The organism is Streptomyces sp. NPDC000075, assembly GCF_040301925.1.
GTDB lineage: Bacteria > Actinomycetota > Actinomycetes > Streptomycetales > Streptomycetaceae > Streptomyces > Streptomyces polychromogenes.
The window spans coordinates 77851-95969 of sequence record NZ_JBEPFL010000015.1 but is presented as its reverse complement, the minus strand read 5'-3'; the positions used below and the strand labels follow the sequence as shown (position 1 = coordinate 95969).

General features: G+C 71.6%; 17 protein-coding genes. 9 read left to right on the top strand and 8 right to left on the bottom strand.

Features of this window, described 5'->3' with window-relative positions; translation table 11 throughout:
• Positions 1 to 68: 68 nt before the first annotated feature.
• Positions 69 to 1508: a gamma-aminobutyraldehyde dehydrogenase gene (locus ABT403_RS19295; protein WP_344170595.1), complete on the bottom strand. Its 1440-nt coding sequence runs from the start codon at positions 1506 to 1508 to the stop codon at positions 69 to 71.
• A 169-nt stretch (positions 1509 to 1677) separates the two neighbouring features.
• Between ABT403_RS19295 and ABT403_RS19290 the strand changes: the two genes are divergently transcribed.
• From ABT403_RS19290 to ABT403_RS19250, 9 genes are all read left to right on the top strand, one after another.
• Positions 1678 to 2181: an Lrp/AsnC family transcriptional regulator gene (locus ABT403_RS19290; RefSeq protein ID WP_042814156.1), complete on the top strand. Its 504-nt coding sequence runs from the start codon at positions 1678 to 1680 to the stop codon at positions 2179 to 2181.
• Between the two features lie 3 nt (positions 2182 to 2184).
• Complete coding sequence (locus tag ABT403_RS19285) at positions 2185 to 3546, top strand: aspartate aminotransferase family protein (RefSeq protein ID WP_344170589.1); 1362 nt, start codon at positions 2185 to 2187, stop codon at positions 3544 to 3546.
• Positions 3547 to 3704: 158 nt separating this feature from the next.
• Positions 3705 to 4457 (top strand): ABC transporter ATP-binding protein, encoded by a 753-nt coding sequence (locus tag ABT403_RS19280; protein WP_344170586.1) that lies wholly within the window; start codon positions 3705 to 3707, stop codon positions 4455 to 4457.
• Positions 4439 to 5512 carry a hypothetical protein gene (locus tag ABT403_RS19275; RefSeq protein ID WP_344170583.1) on the top strand — a complete coding sequence of 358 codons (1074 nt, stop codon included), beginning with the start codon at positions 4439 to 4441 and terminating at the stop codon, positions 5510 to 5512. The genes ABT403_RS19280 and ABT403_RS19275 overlap by 19 nt, the downstream gene beginning before the upstream one ends.
• 130 nt (positions 5513 to 5642) lie before the next feature.
• A complete protein-coding gene (locus tag ABT403_RS19270; protein ID WP_344170580.1) occupies positions 5643 to 6548 on the top strand; it encodes a DMT family protein in 906 nt (301 codons plus the stop codon).
• Positions 6549 to 6635: 87 nt separating this feature from the next.
• On the top strand, positions 6636 to 7256 hold the full coding sequence (locus ABT403_RS19265) for a hypothetical protein (RefSeq protein ID WP_344170577.1): 621 nt from the start codon (positions 6636 to 6638) through the stop codon (positions 7254 to 7256).
• Positions 7257 to 7378: 122 nt separating this feature from the next.
• Positions 7379 to 7609 carry a ferredoxin gene (locus tag ABT403_RS19260; RefSeq protein ID WP_344170574.1) on the top strand — a complete coding sequence of 77 codons (231 nt, stop codon included), beginning with the start codon at positions 7379 to 7381 and terminating at the stop codon, positions 7607 to 7609.
• Positions 7599 to 8993, top strand: a complete 1395-nt coding sequence (locus ABT403_RS19255; RefSeq protein WP_344170571.1) for an NAD(P)/FAD-dependent oxidoreductase — start codon at positions 7599 to 7601, stop codon at positions 8991 to 8993. Before ABT403_RS19260 ends, ABT403_RS19255 begins: the two co-directional genes overlap by 11 nt.
• Positions 8994 to 9008: 15 nt before the next feature.
• Positions 9009 to 10259 carry a cytochrome P450 gene (locus ABT403_RS19250; RefSeq protein WP_344170568.1) on the top strand — a complete coding sequence of 417 codons (1251 nt, stop codon included), beginning with the start codon at positions 9009 to 9011 and terminating at the stop codon, positions 10257 to 10259.
• Positions 10260 to 10265: 6 nt separating this feature from the next.
• Here ABT403_RS19250 and ABT403_RS19245 read toward each other — a convergent pair whose 3' ends face one another.
• The 7 genes from ABT403_RS19245 to pyrH form a co-directional block, all read right to left on the bottom strand.
• Positions 10266 to 11288, bottom strand: a complete 1023-nt coding sequence (locus ABT403_RS19245; protein WP_344170565.1) for an ABC transporter ATP-binding protein — start codon at positions 11286 to 11288, stop codon at positions 10266 to 10268.
• Positions 11288 to 12904: an ABC transporter permease gene (locus ABT403_RS19240; protein WP_344170562.1), complete on the bottom strand. Its 1617-nt coding sequence runs from the start codon at positions 12902 to 12904 to the stop codon at positions 11288 to 11290. The genes ABT403_RS19245 and ABT403_RS19240 overlap by 1 nt, the downstream gene beginning before the upstream one ends.
• Positions 12905 to 12960: 56 nt before the next feature.
• On the bottom strand, positions 12961 to 14061 hold the full coding sequence (locus ABT403_RS19235; protein WP_344170559.1) for a thiamine ABC transporter substrate-binding protein: 1101 nt from the start codon (positions 14059 to 14061) through the stop codon (positions 12961 to 12963).
• 236 nt (positions 14062 to 14297) lie between these two features.
• Positions 14298 to 15413, bottom strand: coding sequence for a dual-specificity RNA methyltransferase RlmN (gene rlmN, locus ABT403_RS19230; protein WP_344170556.1), 1116 nt, complete (start codon positions 15411 to 15413; stop codon positions 14298 to 14300).
• Positions 15414 to 15580: 167 nt separating this feature from the next.
• Complete coding sequence (locus ABT403_RS19225) at positions 15581 to 16657, bottom strand: phosphatidate cytidylyltransferase (RefSeq protein ID WP_344170553.1); 1077 nt, start codon at positions 16655 to 16657, stop codon at positions 15581 to 15583.
• Positions 16657 to 17214, bottom strand: coding sequence for a ribosome recycling factor (frr, locus tag ABT403_RS19220; protein WP_344170550.1), 558 nt, complete (start codon positions 17212 to 17214; stop codon positions 16657 to 16659). The genes ABT403_RS19225 and frr overlap by 1 nt, the downstream gene beginning before the upstream one ends.
• Before the next feature lie 93 nt (positions 17215 to 17307).
• Positions 17308 to 18087, bottom strand: coding sequence for a UMP kinase (gene pyrH, locus ABT403_RS19215; protein WP_344170547.1), 780 nt, complete (start codon positions 18085 to 18087; stop codon positions 17308 to 17310).
• Between the last annotated feature and the right edge of the window lie 32 nt (positions 18088 to 18119).

Genomic DNA, 18119 nt, shown 5'->3' with positions numbered 1-18119 from the left:
CCTTCAGTGGCCTGCGGTGATCAGTGCGCCGGGAGTCCCCGCGCTCAGCTCACGGCCGCCGGGCCGGTTCAGCCGTCGAGCGAGGTCATCACGTGCTTGATGCGGGTGTAGTCCTCGAAGCCGTAGGCGGAGAGGTCCTTGCCGTAGCCGGACTTCTTGAAGCCGCCGTGGGGCATCTCGGCGACGAGCGGGATGTGGGTGTTGATCCACACACAGCCGAAGTCGAGGTTCTTGGACATGCGCATCGCACGGCCGTGGTCCTTGGTCCAGACGGAGGAGGCGAGGGCGAACTCGACGCCGTTCGCGTACTCCAGGGCCTGGGACTCGTCCGAGAAGGACTGGACGGTGATGACGGGGCCGAAGACCTCGTTCTGGATGATCTCGTCGTCCTGCTTCAGGCCCGAGACGACGGTCGGGGCGTAGAAGAAGCCCTTGTCGCCGACCCGGTGGCCGCCCGCCTCGACCTTGGCGTGGGCGGGGAGGCGCTCGATGAAGCCCGCGACCTGCTTCAGCTGGTTCGGGTTGTTCAGCGGGCCGTACAGCACGTCCTCGTCGTCCGGCTGACCGGTCTTGGTCTCCGTGGCGGCCTTGGCGAGCGCGGCCACGAACTCGTCGTGGATCGACTCGTGCACGAGCACGCGGGTGGCGGCGGTGCAGTCCTGGCCGGCGTTGAAGTAGCCGGCGACGGCGATGTCCTCGACGGCCTTGGCCAGATCGGCGTCCTCGAAGACCACGACCGGGGCCTTGCCGCCGAGCTCCAGGTGGACGCGCTTGACGTCCTTCGAGGCGCTCTCGGCGACCTGCATGCCCGCGCGCACCGAACCGGTGATGGAGGCCATCGCCGGGGTGGAGTGCTCGACCATGGCCTTGCCGGTCTCGCGGTCGCCGCAGACGACGTTGAAGACGCCCTTGGGCAGGATCGAGTCGATGATCTCCGCCATCAGGACCGTGGAGGCCGGGGTGGTGTCGGAGGGCTTGAGGACGACGGTGTTGCCCGCGGCGATCGCCGGGGCGAACTTCCACACGGCCATCATCATCGGGTAGTTCCACGGCGCGACCTGGGCGCAGACGCCGACCGGCTCACGGCGGATGATGGAGGTCATCCCGTCCATGTACTCGCCGGCCGAGCGGCCCTCCAGCAGACGCGCGGCGCCCGCGAAGAAGCGGATCTGGTCCACCATCGGGGGCAGTTCCTCGCTGGCCGTCAGGCCCAGCGGCTTGCCCGTGTTCTCCGACTCGGCGGCGACCAGCTCCTCCGCGCGCGCCTCGAAGGCGTCCGCGATCTTGAGGAGGGCCTTCTGCCGCTCGGAGGGGGTGGTGTCGCGCCAGCCCGGGAAGGCGGCGGCAGCGGCGGCCATGGCGGCGTCCACATCGGCCTGGCCGGACAGCGGGGCGGTCGCGTACACCTCGCCGGTGGCCGGGTTGACCACCTCAGTGGTCCGCCCGTCGGCGGCGTCCTTGAACTCCCCGCCGATGTAGTTGCGCAGACGACGCAGTTCGGTGGTCACTACAGCCACTCTCCTGATCACATGTCCAACGATTGAGACAGGTCCCAAGCCTAGCTCCTCAGGCGACGCTTTCGACAGAGCCAGACCCGGCCAACTACGAAATCCGTGCAATCGGAGACCATCCGCAACGGATTTCATCGATTACGGGTTGCGGAACGGACGACTCCTCGTGCACAGTGGCGTCGTGGTCAGTCGAAGCGCAGATTCCAGGAACAGACAACCGTCCCCTTCGGTCGATGCTGTGTCCCTGGCGATCATCGAGCAACTACAGGAGGACGGCCGGCGCCCCTACGCGTCGATCGGCAAGGCCGTGGGCCTCTCCGAAGCGGCCGTGCGCCAGCGCGTGCAGAAGCTGCTCGACCAGGGCGTCATGCAGATCGTCGCCGTCACGGACCCGCTCACCGTGGGTCTGCGACGCCAGGCCATGGTCGGCATCAACGTCGAGGGCGACCTCGACCCGGTGGCCGACGCCCTGACCGCCATGGCCGAGTGCGAATACGTCGTCATGACGGCCGGGTCGTTCGACCTGATGGTGGAGATCGTCTGCGAGGACGACGACCACCTGCTCGAAACGATCAACAAGAAGATCCGCACGCTCCCCGGCGTGCGATCAACCGAGAGCTTCGTTTACCTGAAGCTCAAGAAGCAGACCTACATGTGGGGAACTCGATAGCCCGTGAGCCAGGACCTCTCCAAAACCGCGTACGACCACCTGTGGATGCACTTCACCCGCATGTCGTCGTACGAGAACGCGCCCGTCCCCACCATCGTGCGGGGTGAGGGCACCTACATCTTCGACGACAAGGGCAAGCGCTACCTCGACGGTCTCGCCGGACTGTTCGTGGTCAACGCCGGTCACGGCCGCAAGGAACTGGCCGAGGTCGCCTACAAGCAGGCCCAGGAGCTCGCGTTCTTCCCCGTGTGGTCGTACGCGCACCCCAAGGCCGTGGAACTGGCCGAGCGCCTCGCCGGCTACGCCCCCGGCGACCTGAACAAGGTCTTCTTCACCACCGGTGGCGGCGAGGCCGTCGAGACCGCGTGGAAGCTCGCCAAGCAGTACTTCAAGCTCCAGGGCAAGCACACCAAGTACAAGGTCATCTCGCGTGCGGTCGCCTACCACGGCACCCCGCAGGGCGCCCTGTCCATCACCGGCCTGCCGGCCCTGAAGGCCCCCTTCGAGCCGCTGGTCCCCGGCGCGCACAAGGTGCCGAACACCAACATCTACCGCGCCCCGATCCACGGCGACGACCCCGAGGCCTTCGGCCGCTGGTGCGCCGACCAGATCGAGCAGCAGATCCTCTTCGAGGGCCCGGACACCGTCGCGGCCGTCTTCCTGGAGCCCGTGCAGAACGCCGGCGGCTGCTTCCCGCCCCCGCCCGGGTACTTCCAGCGGGTCCGCGAGATCTGCGACACCTATGACGTGCTGCTCGTCTCCGACGAGACGATCTGCGCCTTCGGCCGCCTCGGCACGATGTTCGCCTGTGACAAGTTCGGCTACGTGCCGGACATGATCACCTGCGCCAAGGGCATGACCTCGGGCTACTCCCCGATCGGCGCCTGCATCGTCTCGGACCGCATCGCGGAGCCGTTCTACAAGGGCGACAACACCTTCCTGCACGGCTACACCTTCGGCGGACACCCCGTGTCCTCCGCCGTGGCCCTGGCCAACCTCGACATCTTCGACAAGGAGGGCCTGAACCAGCACGTGCTGGACCAGGAGGGCAACTTCTTCAGCACCCTGCAGAAGCTGCACGACCTCCCGATCGTCGGCGACGTCCGCGGCAACGGCTTCTTCTACGGCATCGAGCTCGTCAAGGACAAGGTCACCAAGGAGTCCTTCACGGACGAGGAGACCGAGCGCGTGCTCTACGGCTTCCTCTCCAAGGCGCTCTACGAGAACGGCCTGTACTGCCGCGCCGACGACCGGGGTGACCCGGTCATCCAGCTGGCCCCGCCGCTGATCGCGGACCAGGGCACCTTCGACGAGATCGAGGGCATCCTGCGCAACGTGCTCACCGAGGCCTGGACCAAGCTGTAAATAGTCCGATCACATGGCCCGGATCCCCTGTTCGAGTGAGAACGGGGTGGTCCGGGCCGTGTGCTGTCACCATCCAAGCGGTTCATCTCTTTACATCTCTGTGCGGGCCAGTGACCGAAAGCGGCTCCGCTTCGTTCCCCCGGACGGAGGTGTACGCCATGGTGGCTCCACCCGACAGTGCCCCGCCAGACGACGATGTCCTCTGGGCGCGGTCCCTTCACTACTCGCACAGCGGTTCCCCCGGCCTGATCGGGGTGGGCGCCGGAGTCCGGCAGGGCGAGATCCTCGCCGTGACCGGCCCGCGCGGCAGCGGCAAGACCACGCTGCTGCGCTGCCTGGCCGGACGGCTGGTGCCCGACCAGGGCGAGGTCCGGTTCGACGGGATCCCCGTCCACACCCTCGGCGCCGCGCCCCGCGAGCGGCTGTTCCGCGACCGGTTCGCCTGGATCGGTCCCGATCCGCAGCTGGTGCCCGAGCTCAAGGTGTGGGAGAACGCGGCCCTGCCCCTGCTGATCACCGGCGCCGCGCACCGCGCCGCCAGGGCCGCCGCCCACGAGTGGCTCGACCGCCTCGACATCGGCGGCTTCGCCGGCAAGCGCCCCGGCGTGCTGAACCGCGCCGAGTCCCAGCGGGTCGCCCTCGCCCGCGCGCTGGTCGGGGGGCCCGCCGTGCTCTTCGCCGACGAGCCGACCGCCCCGCTGCACCTGGCCGAACGCGCGCTGCTGCTCCGTACGCTCACCACGGCCGCCCGCTCGCACGCGATCACGGTGGTGCTCGCCACCCACGACGAGGAGGGCGCGGCCGCCGCCGACCGGAGCCTGGCCCTGATCGACGGCCGCCCGGCCACGGCCGCGGCCGGCGCCTCCCCCGGAACCACGGAGGAACAGGCCGCGTGCTCCCTCTCCGCCTAGCGCGCGGCTCCCGCCCCCTGGTGCAGCTGCGCAGACTGCTGGTCGCCGCCGCCTGCGCCGGCAGCGGCTTGCTCCTGCTGTACGTGCTCGCGGACGCCGGGGCCCGGTCCGCCGGATCGTTCCCCCGGTTGCTGTGGGCGCTGGTGCCGCTCGCCGCCACCGTCCAGTTCGCCGTCGCCGTGGCCCGGACCGACCCGGCGACCCGGCCCCGCGAGGGGCTCGACGCCGTCGGGCTGGGACCCGTACGGCTGGCCCTGGCCGCCGCGGTCTCCACAGCCGTCGCCTGCACCCTCGGCGCCGTCCTCGCCCTGGCCGCGTTCCTGCACCTGCGCGGCGACCTGTCCGGCCTGCCCTTCGACGGGGCCGGAGCCGCCCTGCTCCACGCCGGCCGGCCCCTGCCGCTCGCCGCCGCCCTCACCCTGCTGGCCCTGCTCCCCCTGACGGCCTCCCTCGCCACGGCCCTCGCCCTGCGCCCCCGGCCCCCGCACGCGGGGATCGCCCCGCAGACGGGCGTGCCCTGGGGGGTGGCGCTCGGTGCCTGCGGGCTCGCCCTGCTGGCGTACGCCCGCCCGGACGGCCCGGCCACCCCGGCGGCCGGCGTGCTGATCACGGCCGGCCTCGCCCTCGCCGGGCCCGGCCTGGCCTACGCCTGCGGCACCCTGGTCCAGGCCGTCCGCCCGGGTGCGCTGCGGCTGCTCGCCGGACGGACCCTCCAGGAGGAGGCCTCCCGGCTGGGCCGGCCCCTCGGAGTGCTGTGCGCCGTCGGCGCGGCCGCCCTCACCGCCCTGGCCGGGGGCGGGGCGCCGGACCCACTGGGGCCCCTGACCGTACCGGCCGCCGTGCTGGTGGCGCTGTGCGCCGCGGCCTCCCTGCTCACCGCCGCGGTCGAGTCCCGCCAGGTGCGCGGCCCCGTCCGGGCGGCGCTGCTGGACCTGGGCACCCCGGGCACCGTGCTGCGTACGGCCGCCGGCCTGCGCGCCGTCGCGCTGCTCGCCGGCTGCGTACCGCTCGTCTGGGGTGTGGCGCAGCTGACGTCGCTGGCCCTGACCCGCTGAGCGGACCGGCCGATGCGGCGGCCGGGCAAAGAAAAGGTCAACGAACCCTCTTGCGGAAGCAACTTCGCGGCCCGTTCCGACGTCTGGCAGAGGTACCGCCTTACCTGCCAGACGTTGAACGGAGCCCTCTGTGCTCATAGGCCTGCTGACCGCTGTCGCGGCGTCCATCTGCTATGGGACGGGATCGGTCCTGCAAGCCGTCGGATCGCGCCGCGCCGCCCGGATGTCGCCGGCCGCCGCCGGGGTGACCGCCCACGGCGGCCCGAACCTGACCTCCACCGCCAAGGCCGCGATGACCTGGGAGTTCATCGTCGGCACGATCCTGGACTTCGTCGGTTTCGGGCTGGGCGCCCTGGCCGCCCGCCTGCTGCCGCTCTTCCTCTCCCAGACCGTGATCAGCGCCAACCTGGTGATCACGGCCGTGCTGAGCGTGAAGATGCTGGGCATCCGCCTGACCCGCAAGGAATGGACCTCCATCGGGGTGGTCTGCGCGGCACTGGTGCTGCTCGCCACCGCCGCCGGCCACGAGGGCGGCCACCACGCCCCGATGGCCACCCACTGGTGGCTGCTGGCCGTGACCCTGCTGATCATCGTCGGCGGCACGGCGGCCGTCCGGTTCCTCGGCGCCCGGGCCGCGATCCTGGCCGGCCTGCTGTCGGGCCTGGCCTTCGGCGCGCTCGGCGTGGGCGTGCGCATCCTCGACGGGATCGACCCCTTCGACCTGGGCACGCTGCTCACCGACCCCGCCCTGTACGCGATCCTCGTGGCCGGCACCGGCGGGATGTACCTGCACACGGTGGCCCTCCAGATCGGCTCGGTGAACGGCGCCACCGCCGCGCTGGTCGTCGGCGAGACGGTGCTCCCCGGCGCGATCGGCGTCCTGTGGCTCGGCGACGCCTCCCGGCCCGGGCTGGCCTGGCTGGCGGCCGTCGGCTTCGTGCTGGCGGTGACCGGCGCCGTCGCGGTCGCCTGGTACGGCAACCACGACGGGGCCGAGGCACCGGCCGAGGAGCCGGTCCGGGAGCCGGTGGGCTGAGCAGGCGGCCGTCCCGGGGGCCGTCGGTGTTCACCCCGACGGCTCCCCGGGGTGGCGGCGGCGCGGCGGCCGGGGCCTGCTGAGGGCATGGACTCCCCCACCACCACACGGCTGCGCACCCCCCGCGCCGCCGGGACGGCCGGTGTCGTCTTCGCCCTGCTGCTCGCGGCGGCGATCGTGCTCATGCGGACCGCCCTTCCCTCCGGGAGCCCGGCCGATGCCGCCGTCGACGCGGACAAGCGCTGGGCGGTGCGGCTGGCGCTGGAGATCGTCCCGTTCGCCGGGATCTTCTTCCTGTGGTTCATGGGGGCGCTGCGGGAGCACTCGGGCGAGGCGGAGGACCGTTTCTTCGCCACGGTGTTCCTGGGCAGCGGGTTCATCTTCGTCGCCACGCTCTTCGTGGCCGCCGCGGCGGCCGGGACCGTGCTGAGCGAGGCCGTGCCGCCCTCCGGGTTCGGCCGGCCCTTCGCGTACACCGTGCTGGCCTCGTACGCCATGCGCATGGCGGCCGTGTTCGCCTTCTCGACCTCTGCCATCGGCCGCCGGCTCCGCGTCTTCCCCCGCCCGCTGGCCCTGCTCGGCTTCGCGACCGGGCTGGCCCTGCTGGTGCTGGGGTCGGGGGTGCCGTGGGTGGAGATCATCTTCCCGTTCTGGGTCCTGGTCGTGAGCCTCCACCTCCTCCGCGCCGGCCTGCGCCGCACCACCTGACCTGCGGCTTCACCGTCCCGTACGTCCGGCAGGCGATGCGCGGCCCGCGCGCGCATGCTGGAGGGGTGGCGGGGGCCTCGGGGGCAGTGGGGGTCATCAGGGCACGGAAAGGCTGATGCCTCATGAGGCTCGTCGTCGACCTGAACCGCTGTCAGGGGTACGCGCAGTGCGCGTTCCTCGCACCCGACGTCTTCGCCATGCACGGCGACGAGTCGCTGCTGTACAACCCGCAGGCCCCGGACGACCAGCACGACAACGTCGTGCGCGCCGCACACGCCTGCCCGGTCCGGGCCATCCTCCTGGACGCGATGAACGGCTCCCTCCAGACCCAGGAGGCCGGCGGTGAACGGTGACGGAGCCCTGGAGCGGCTGAAGCGCGAGGGCCGCATCGTCGTCGTGGGCGCTTCCCTGGCCGGCCTGCGGGCCGCCGAGACCATGCGCGAGAAGGGCTTCGCCGGTGAGCTGACGATGATCGGCGACGAGCCCTACGAACCGTACGACCGCCCTCCCCTGTCCAAGCAGGTCCTGCTGGGGATGGCCACCGCCGAGGGGACGGCCCTGCCGCGCCGCCGGGACATCGACGCGAAGTGGCGCCTCGGGGTGCCCGCCGCCGGTCTGGACATGGCGGCCCGCCGGGTCCGGCTGGCCGACGGGGACGAGGTGGAGTACGACCGCCTGCTGATCGCCACCGGTGTCCGGGCCCGGCCCTGGCCCAACCCCGACGAGGCGGGCCTGGACGGGGTCTTCGTCCTGCGCACCCGGGGCGACGCCGCCGCGCTGGAACGCGCGCTCGCGGCGGGGCCCGGCAGGGTGCTCGTGATCGGGGCCGGGTTCACGGGCTCCGAGATCGCCTCCGCCTGCCGTGAGCGCGGCCTGTCCGTCACCGTGGCGGAACGCGGCGACGCCCCCCTGGTGGGCGCGCTCGGCGGGGTGGTCGGAGCGGTCGCGGCCGAGATGCACCGCGAGAACGGGGTGGACCTGCGCACCGGGATCATGGTGACGGGTCTTGAGGGCGACTCCTCCGGCCGGGTCCGCGCCGCGCACCTCTCCGACGGCACCACGCTGGAGGCCGAGGTGGTGGTCGTCTCGCTCGGCGCCCAGCGCAACACCGAGTGGCTCGCCGGTTCCGGGCTGGGCGCGGGTCCGCGCGGCATCGCCTGCGACGCGGGCTGCCGGGCCTTCGACATCTGGGGCATCGTCACCGACGACATCTACGTGGCCGGCGACGTCGCCCGCTCCCCGCACGCCCTGTTCGGCTACCAGTTCCTGTCCCTGGAGCACTGGGGCAACGCCGTGGCCCAGGCCGAGACGGCCGCGCACAACATGCTCAGCAGGAGCTCCGAGCGCCGGCCGCACCTGTGGGTCCCGGCGTTCTGGTCCTCTCAGTTCGGCGTGAACATCAAGTCGGTCGGGGTCCCCTCGATGGGCACGGAGATCGTGATCACCCAGGGCTCGCGGGCCGAACGCCGCTTCGTCGGCGTGTACGGCTACCAGGGCCGCGTCATCGGGGCCGTCACCTTCGACCAGTGCCGCTGGCTGGACTTCTACGAGCAGCAGATCGAGCAGACCGCGCCGTTCCCGCCGCCCTACCCGACGGTGGACCGCAGGCCCGAGGGCGAACGTCCGATCCCCGCGGACTTCCCCGACCCGTCGGTGCCCACGCACGGCCCGACCATCACCCTGAGCGGCTACTCGCCGGCGGACCGGCGGATGACCTTCACTCCGGCGCACAACTGAGCACGAGGACCTCTCATGACCCAAGGCATCCTGCGGCAGATCCTCGACTACTCCAGCCGTGCCAACCCGTACCCGCTGTACGAGGAGCTCCGCGCGACCCCGGTGTTCCACGACGGCGACGGCCCGTACGTCATCAGCACCTACCACGAGATCAAGGGCCTGCTGCACGACCCGCGCATCAGCTCCGACTCCCGCAATCTGACGGCGACGGCCGGCGACCCGCTCAACCAGGCCGAAGAGGGCGGGAGCGAGGTCCTGCCCCCCTCCTTCCTGAAGCTGGACCCGCCCGACCACGACCGGCTGCGCCGGATGACCAACCGGCCCTTCGGGCCGCCGCACTCCCCGCGCCGGGTCGAGCGGATGCGCGGCGAGCTCGACGGCATCGTCACCGGGCTGATCGACACGGTCGCCGCGAAGGGCGACCCCAACCGGATCGACCTGGTCGAGGAGTTCTCCTACCCCTTCCCGGTCACCGTGATCTGCCGGCTGCTGGGCGTGCCGCCCGAGGACGAGGCCCGTTTCCACGTCTGGGCCGACACCCTGGCCGCGAGCCTGGACCCCGACCCGGACGCCGACCCCGCGGAACGCGCCAAGAAGACCGAGGGCGCCCGGATGGAGCTCGGCATGTACCTGGCCGGGCTGATCGAGGAGCGGCGCAAGAACCCGACCGGGGACATGCTCTCGGAGCTGGCGACCGGGCAGGGCCCGGACGGCACCATGAGCACCATGGAGGTCCTCAGCACGGCGGCCCTGCTGCTGATCGCCGGGCACGAGACCACCGTCAACCTGATCACGAACGGCATGCTCACCCTGCTGCGCCACCCGGAGCACCTGGACCGGCTGCGCTCCGACCCGAACCTCGCGGTGCCGATGGTCGAGGAGCTGCTGCGCTACGAGCCCCCGGTGCAGCTGCTCCCGCAGCGCAGCACCCTGGCCGACATCGAGGTGGCGGGGGTGACCATCCCCAAAGGCTCTTCGCTCTGGCTGATCCTGGCCTCCGGAAACCGCGACCCGAAGCGGTTCGAGGACCCGGACCGCTTCGACCCCGACCGCCCGGACGTCCAGCACCTGGGCCTCGGCAGCGGGATCCACAGCTGCTTCGGCGCGCCGCTGGCCCGGCTGGAGGCCGCGCTGGCCCTGAGCGAGCTGGCCCGCAGGCTGGAGAACCCCCGGCTGCTGGAGGATCCCCCGCCCTACCGGCAGAACGCCGTCCTGCGCGGCCCGCGCCACCTGCCGATCGCCGTCGACGGCATCCGGGCGGCCTGATCCGGCTCAGGCCGCGGGAAGGACGACCACCTCGGAAGGCGTGAAGGCCACCGCGACCCGGTCCCCCGGGGCCGGCGCGGCGGCCAGGGCGCACTCCGCCTCCAGGACGGGCCCCGCCTCCGGCCGCAGCGACAGCGTCACATGGGTGCCCCGGAACGTACGGGACTCCACCACGCAGTCCAGTCCGGCCCCGCACAGCACCACCCCGGCCGGGCGGACCAGCAGCCGCCGCTCCCCCTCCGGGGAGCCGGCCGGTACGGGGACCTTCCCCCACGGGGTGGCGGCCGCGCCACCGGAAACGGTCGCCGGGACCACGTTCTCGAAGCCGAGGAACCGTGCCACGAACTCCGACGCCGGCCGCTGCCACACCTCCAGCGGGGTCCCCGCCTGCGCGATCCGCCCGTCCCGCATCACCACCACCCGGTCGGCCAGCGCGAAGGCCTCGCCCTGGTCGTGGGTGACGGCCAGCACGGTGGTGCCCAGCCGGGAGAACAGCCCCTGGAGCTCGACCACCAGCCGCTCGCGCAGCCCCCGGTCCAGCTGGCCGAGCGGCTCGTCCAGCATCAGCAGCCTCGGCGACGGCGCCAGCGCCCGGGCCAGGGCGACCCGCTGCTGCTCACCGCCCGAGAGCGAGGCCACGGCACGGCCCTGGGCGCCGGGGAGCCCGACCAGGTCCAGGAGCCGGGCGACCCGCTCCTCGTACTCCGGCTTCGCCGAGCCGCGGACGCGCAGGCCGAAGGCGACGTTCCCGCCGACGTCGCGGTGCGGGAACAGCTGGTGGTCCTGGAACATCAGCCCCACCCCCCGCCGGTGCACGGGCACCCCGGCCTGGTCGGCGCCGCCCAGCAGCACCCGTCCGGCGGAAGGCGGCTGGAGCCCGGCCACCACCCGCAGCAGGGTGGACTTGCCGCTGCCGCTCGGGCCCAGCACGCAGACGGTCTCGTGCTCGGCGACCTCCAGGTCCACCGCGTCCACGACCGCCCGGTCGCCGAAGCGGACCGTCACCCCTTCGAGCCGGAGCAGGGTCATCAGAACTCTCCCGAGGTCTTGTCGGGTCGCAGCCGCTCCAGCACCAGCAGGGACACCGCGCACACCAGCATCAGAATCGTGCTCAGGGCCATCGCCTGCCCGTAGTTCATCTCCCCGGCCCGCCCCAGCAGCCGGGCCACCGCCACCGGCAGCGTCGGACGGTCCGGCCGGGCGATGAACACCGTCGCCCCGAACTCGCCCAGCGAGACCGCGAAGGCGAAGCCCGCCGCGATCAGCACCGCCCGCCGCACCAGCGGCAGGTCCACCTCCCGCCAGACCCGCAGCGGGGAGGCCCCCAGCACGGAAGCCGCCTCCCGCAGCCGCCCGTCCACCGCCCGCAGCACCGGCAGCATGGTGCGTACGACGAACGGCACCCCGACCAGTGCCTGGGCGAGCGGCACCAGGATCCAGGAGGTGCGCAGGTCCAGCGGGGGCTCGTCCAGGGTGATCAGGAACCCGAAGCCCACCGTCACGGCGGACACCCCGAGCGGCAGCATCAGCAGCGCGTCGAAGCCGCGCACGAAGCGGCCGGCCCGCCGGGCCAGCGCCGCCGCCGCGAGGCCTCCGACGGCCAGGGCGATGGCGGTGGCGGCGAGCGCGTACTGGAGGGAGTTCCAGATGGCCTCCAGCGGCGGTACCAGAAACGTTCCGCCTCCGGCCCCGGCCTCCTGGAGCGCCCGGTAGAAGCCGAACCCGTACCCGCCGGGGGCGTCCAGGGACCGCTCCACCAGCACGGCGAGGGGGGCCACGATCAGCAGGGCCACGGTCAGCAGCACCCCGCCCAGCAGCCCGCGCTGCGCCCAGCCGCGCGGCGGGTGCGCGGTGCGCGAGGGGTCGACGAGCCGCAGCGCCGTCTCCCGCCGGCGCACGGTCCGGGCGTGCACCGCGAGGATCAGCCCGACGGCAGCGAACTGGACCAGGGTCAGCACCGCCGCGGTCGGCAGGTCCAGCAGCTGCGCCGTCTGCCGGTAGACCTCGACCTCCAGCGTGGCGTACGAGGGCCCGCCGAGGATCTGCACGACGCCGAAGGAGCTGAAGGTGAACAGGAACACCATCAGCGCGGCGGCCGCCACCGCCGGGGCGAGCGCGGGCAGGGTCACCCGCCGCCAGGCCGCGAACCGCCCGGCGCCCAGCACCCGGGCGGCCTCCTCCTGGCGCGGGTCCAGCTGGGCCCACAGGCCGCCGACCGTCCGGACGACGACGGCGTAGTTGAAGAAGACGTGGGCGAGCAGGATCGCCCACACGGTGGTGTCCAGCCGGACCCCCCACACCTCGTCCAGCAGCCCGCCCCGGCCCACCAGCGCCAGGAAGGCCGTGCCGACGACCACCGTCGGCAGCACGAAGGGGACGGTGACCAGGGCGCGCAGCAGCTGCTTGCCGGGGAAGGAGAAACGCGCGAACACGTACGCGCCCGGGAGCGCGACGAGCAGGGTGAGCGCGGTCGAGGCGAGCGCCTGCCAGGTGGTGAACCACAGCACGCCGGCGATGTCGGGCTGGGAGAGGACCTCGCCGATCCGGCCGAACCGCCAGCCGTCCTCCGCCCTGAACCCGCGGCCGACGATGGCGGCGACGGGCCAGGCGAAGAAGAGCCCGAAGAAGGCGAGCGGCACGGCCATCAGAGCGAGTCTGACGGCGGTGGCCCGCCCGCCCTCCTCCGGAGAGCCGTCGCGGACTACTTCACGACGATCGAGGACCATGCCTTGACCCACTGGTCACGGTTCTTCGCGATGGTCTCGGGGGCCACGTTCTCCGGCTTGTCGACCACCACGCCGTGCTTGGTGAACACCTCCGGCAGCTTCGCGTCCTTGACCACCGGGTTCACGAACATCTGGAGCGGCATGTCCTCCTGGAACTTCTTGCCGATCAGGAAGTCGATGAGGGCCTTGCCGCCCTCCTCGTTCTTCGCGCCCTTCAGCAGGCCCGCGAACTCGACCTGGCGGAAGCAGGTGCCGGTGGCCACGCCCGTGGGGGCCTCGGCCGGCTGGGGCTCGCCGTAGAGGACCTCGACCGGCGGGCTGGAGGCGTAGGAGACCACCAGCGGGCGGTCGCCCTTGGCCTTCTTGCCGCCGGCGGAGCCGGAGAAGCGCTCGTTGTAGGCCTGCTCCCAGCCGTCGACGACCTCGACGCCGTTGGCCTTGAGCTTGGTCCAGTAGTCCTTCCAGCCGTCCTCTCCGTACTTGCCGACGGAGGCGAGGAGGAAGCCGAGGCCGGGCGAGGAGGTCGCGGCGTTCTCGGTGACCAGCAGGTTCTTGTACTCGGGCTTGAGCAGGTCGTCCAGCGTCTGCGGCGGGGCGATCTTCTTGTCGGCGAAGTAGGCCTTGTCGTAGTTGACGCAGATGTCGCCGGAGTCGACCGGGGTGACCCGGTGCTGCGTGTCGAGCACGTACTCGGGCTTGACCGCGTCCAGGCCCTTGGCCTCGTACGGGGTGAAGAGGCCGTTGTCGAGGGCGCGCGAGAGGAGCGTGTTGTCGACACCGAAGAAGACGTCGCCGCGCGGTGAGCCCTTGGTGAGGATCTCCTGGTTCAGGGCGGCTCCCGCGTCCCCGGACTTCAGGACCTTGACGGTGTAGCCGCTCTGCTGCTCGAACTCTTTGAGGACCGAATCGGTCACGTTGAAGGAGTCGTGGGAGACGAGGGTGACGGTCCTGGACTTCGGGGAACCGCTCTCGGCGGCCCCGTCGTCCTTCTTGGTGCCGCCGCCGCACGCGGTCAGCGTGCCGACGCCGAGGGCGGCGGCCAGCGCCACGCCCGCGATCTTCTTGGTGGTGCTCACGGTTCATTCCTCCTGGGTTGACCAGGAGAAGACGCGGCCCCGCCCGGGCGCTCGGGTGGAGCGGGGCGCCCGGGCAGGGCGCAACAGCTTGAGGTGGTGACCGAACTTCCTACCCAGAATGACCTGGGCGAGGTTCAGAGGGTCTGCGGCCACGGTGCTTGATCTAAAAACGTGTTGCCGCACTCTCAGCGCTGTGGCGCTCCCCTGTCGGAATATGCAGATGTACGCGGGCCAGCCTACCGCTCGCTCGCCGCGAGCTGTCCGCACGCTCCGTCGATCTCCTGGCCGCGGGTGTCCCGTACGGTCACGGGCACGCCGTGGCGGGCGATGGCCTCGACGAAGGCCTTCTCGTCCTCGGGGCGCGAGGCGGTCCACTTCGAGCCCGGCGTCGGGTTCAGCGGGATCAGGTTGACGTGTACGCGCTTGCCCTTGAGCAGGCGGCCGAGGAGGTCGCCGCGCCAGGCCTGGTCGTTGATGTCACGGATCAGGGCGTACTCGATGGAGATCCGGCGGCCGGACTTCTCGGCGTACTCCCAGGCCGCGTCGAGGACCTCGCGGACCTTCCAGCGGGTGTTCACGGGGACGAGGGTGTCGCGCAGCTCGTCGTCCGGGGCGTGCAGGGAGACGGCGAGGCGGCACTTGAAGCCCTCGTCGGCGAACCGCAGCATGGCCGGGACCAGGCCGACGGTGGAGACCGTGATGCCGCGCTGCGACAGGCCCAGGCCGTCGGGCTCCGGGTCGGTGAGGCGGCGGATGGCGCCGACGACGCGGTTGTAGTTCGCGAGCGGCTCGCCCATGCCCATGAAGACGATGTTGGACAGGCGGGCCGGGCCGCCGGGGACCTCACCGTCGCGCAGGGCGCGCATGCCGTCGACGATCTGGTGCACGATCTCGGCGGTGGAGAGGTTGCGGTCGAGGCCGGCCTGGCCGGTGGCGCAGAACGGGCAGTTCATACCGCAGCCGGCCTGCGAGGAGATGCACATGGTCACCCGGTCGGGGTAGCGCATCAGCACGGACTCGACGAGCGTGCCGTCGTGCAGCTTCCACAGGGTCTTGCGGGTGGTGTCGTTGTCGCAGCTGATGTGCCGCACGACGTTCATCAGCTCGGGCAGCAGCTCCTGCTGGAGCTTCTCGCGCGAGCCGGCGGGGATGTCGGTCCACTCGGCCGGGTCGTGGGCGTAGCGGGCGAAGTAGTGCTGGGAGAGCTGCTTGGCCCGGAACGGCTTCTCGCCGATCGCGGCCACCGCCTCGCGGCGCTCGGCCGGGGTGAGGTCGGCAAGGTGCCGGGGCGGCTTCTTGGCCCCTCGCGGGGCAACGAAAGTAAGCTCGCCCGGGACGGGACGGGGGGCCATGAGTGGTACTCCTCAAGTCTGACGAACCCTTGGCGGGCGATCTCCGCACACGCGGAGTCAACGTGATGGCACGCCCGGTGCCCGGAGAGCTCACGGGTCCATCCCCGCCGGAACGGGGAAAGCGCGCCACTCATCAGTGACGCGCTTTCCAGGATAACCCGGACGGCTCAGCCGGTGCCGACGAAGGCCGCCAGCAGCAGCCAGACGACCGGGGCCGTCGGCAGCAGCGAGTCCAGGCGGTCCATGATGCCCCCGTGGCCCGGGAGCAGCGTGCCCATGTCCTTGATGCCCAGGTCACGCTTGATCATCGACTCGCCGAGGTCGCCCAGGGTCGCGCTGACGGCGACGGCCAGGCCCAGCAGCAGGCCCTGCCACCACGAGCCCCCGTCGATCAGGAACTCCATGCACAGGGCGCCCGCCGCCATGGCGAAGGCCACCGCGCCGAAGAGCCCCTCGCGGGTCTTGCCGGGGCTGATGCGCGGCGCGAGCTTGGTCTTGCCGAAGCGCCAGCCGACGGCGTACGCCCCGGTGTCGCTGACGACGGTCAGCAGCAGGAAGGTCACCACCCGCTGCGGTCCGTCCTCGGCCGTGAGCAGCATCGCGACGAAGGTGGCCAGGAAGGGCACGTAGAACGCCGCGAAGACGCCCGCGGTGACGTCCTTGAGGTAGTCCTCCGGCGGTTCCGTCATCCGCCAGACGAGGACCGCCAGCGCGGTCAGCGCCATGGCGACCCAGGCGCCCTCGGCCCCCCGGACGTAGCCGGCGATGACCATCGCCGCGCCGCCGACCGCGAGCGGGACCAGCGGGGCCTTGATGCCCTTCTTCTCCTGGAGCCGGGAGGTGAGCTCCCACAGGCCGACGACGACCGCGACGACGATCACGCCGACGAAGACGGCCTTGACGATGAACAGCGAAGCGAAGATCACCGCGCCGAGGCCGACGCCGACCCCTATGGCGGCACGCAGATCCCGCCCGGCGCGCTTCTTCTGCGGCGGGGGCGAGGCGTCCTGCGGTGCCTGCGAAGGCGGGGGCGGGGGGCTGGGCATGGGCTCCTGCAACGGCATCTCGGTTCGGAGCGGGGGGCCGCCCGCGAAGGCGGCCCCCCGATCGCGTGCTTCCCGGTCGTCGAACGCACGGCCGGCGGCATCGGGCACGATGGGCATGGGCGCAGTCTGCGGGCCCACCAGCGCATCGTATGCGGGACCCGCCGGTACCGGCTCAGCGGCCCAGGGAGAGTCGTTCATCAGACCTCGAGGAGCTCGGCTTCCTTGTGCTTGAGCAGCTCGTCCACCTGCGCGACGTACTTCGCGGTGGTGTCGTCGAGCTCCTTCTCGGCGCGGCGCACCTCGTCCTCGCCGGCCTCCTTGTCCTTGACCAGCTTGTCGAGGGCGTCCTTGGCCTTGCGGCGCACGGAGCGGATGGAGACGCGGGAGTCCTCGGCCTTGTTCTTGGCGACCTTGATGAACTCCTTGCGGCGGTCCTGCGTCAGCTCGGGGAAGGTCACCCGGATGATATTGCCGTCGTTGCTGGGGTTGACGCCCAGGTCGGAGTCACGGATCGCCTGCTCGATGTTGCGCAGGGCGCTCTTGTCGAACGGGGTCACGACCGCCATGCGCGGCTCGGGCACCGCGAAGGAGGCGAGCTGGTTGATGGGCGTGATGGCGCCGTAGTAGTCCGCCACGATCTTGTTGAACATCGCCGGGTGCGCACGGCCGGTGCGAATCGCGGCGAAGTCTTCCTTGGCGACGACGACGGCCTTCTCCATCTTCTCCTCGGCCTCGAGGAGGATTTCTTCGATCACCACGTGCTCCTGCATGTCAGATATGGATGGTTCAGGCGGGCGGGGCGGTACGGGCCGCCCGGACCGGGCCCCTGAGGGCCCGGTGCGACGGGCTCAGGCCCGGGTGCCCTGGTCGCTCACGAGCGTGCCGATCTTCTCACCCTTGACGGCGCGGGCGATATTGCCTTCGGCGAGCAGTTCGAAGACCAGGATCGGGAGGCGGTTGTCGCGGCACAGCGTGATGGCCGTGGCGTCGGCGACCTTGAGGTCCCGGGACAGCACCTCGTTGTACTCCAGCGCGTCGAACTTCACCGCGTCCGGGTTGGTCTTCGGGTCGGAGTCGTAGACCCCGTCGACGCCGTTCTTGCCCATGAGGAGGGCCTCGGCGTCGATCTCCAGGGCGCGCTGGGCGGCCGTGGTGTCGGTGGAGAAGTACGGCATGCCCATACCGGCGCCGAAGATGACGACGCGGCCCTTCTCCAGGTGGCGGACGGCGCGCAGCGGGATGTACGGCTCCGCGACCTGGCCCATGGTGATGGCGGTCTGGACGCGGCTGTCGATGCCCTCCTTCTCCAGGAAGTCCTGGAGGGCGAGGCAGTTCATGACGGTGCCGAGCATGCCCATGTAGTCGGACCGGGCCCGGTCCATGCCGCGCTGCTGGAGTTCCGCGCCGCGGAAGAAGTTGCCGCCGCCGATGACGACCGCGATCTCGGCGCCGTCTCGGACCACGGCCGCGATCTCGCGGGCGATGGCGTGCACGACGTCAGGGTCGACACCCAGCCCGCCGCCGCCGGAGAAGGCTTCGCCGGAGAGCTTCAGCATGAAGCGGCGACCCTTCTTCTCGTGGTCGCTCTTGTCGTGGGATGCGGTGTGGGGGTCCACGCCCTGATTCATGGAGATCTCCTCGTGCACATACGAAGAAGGCC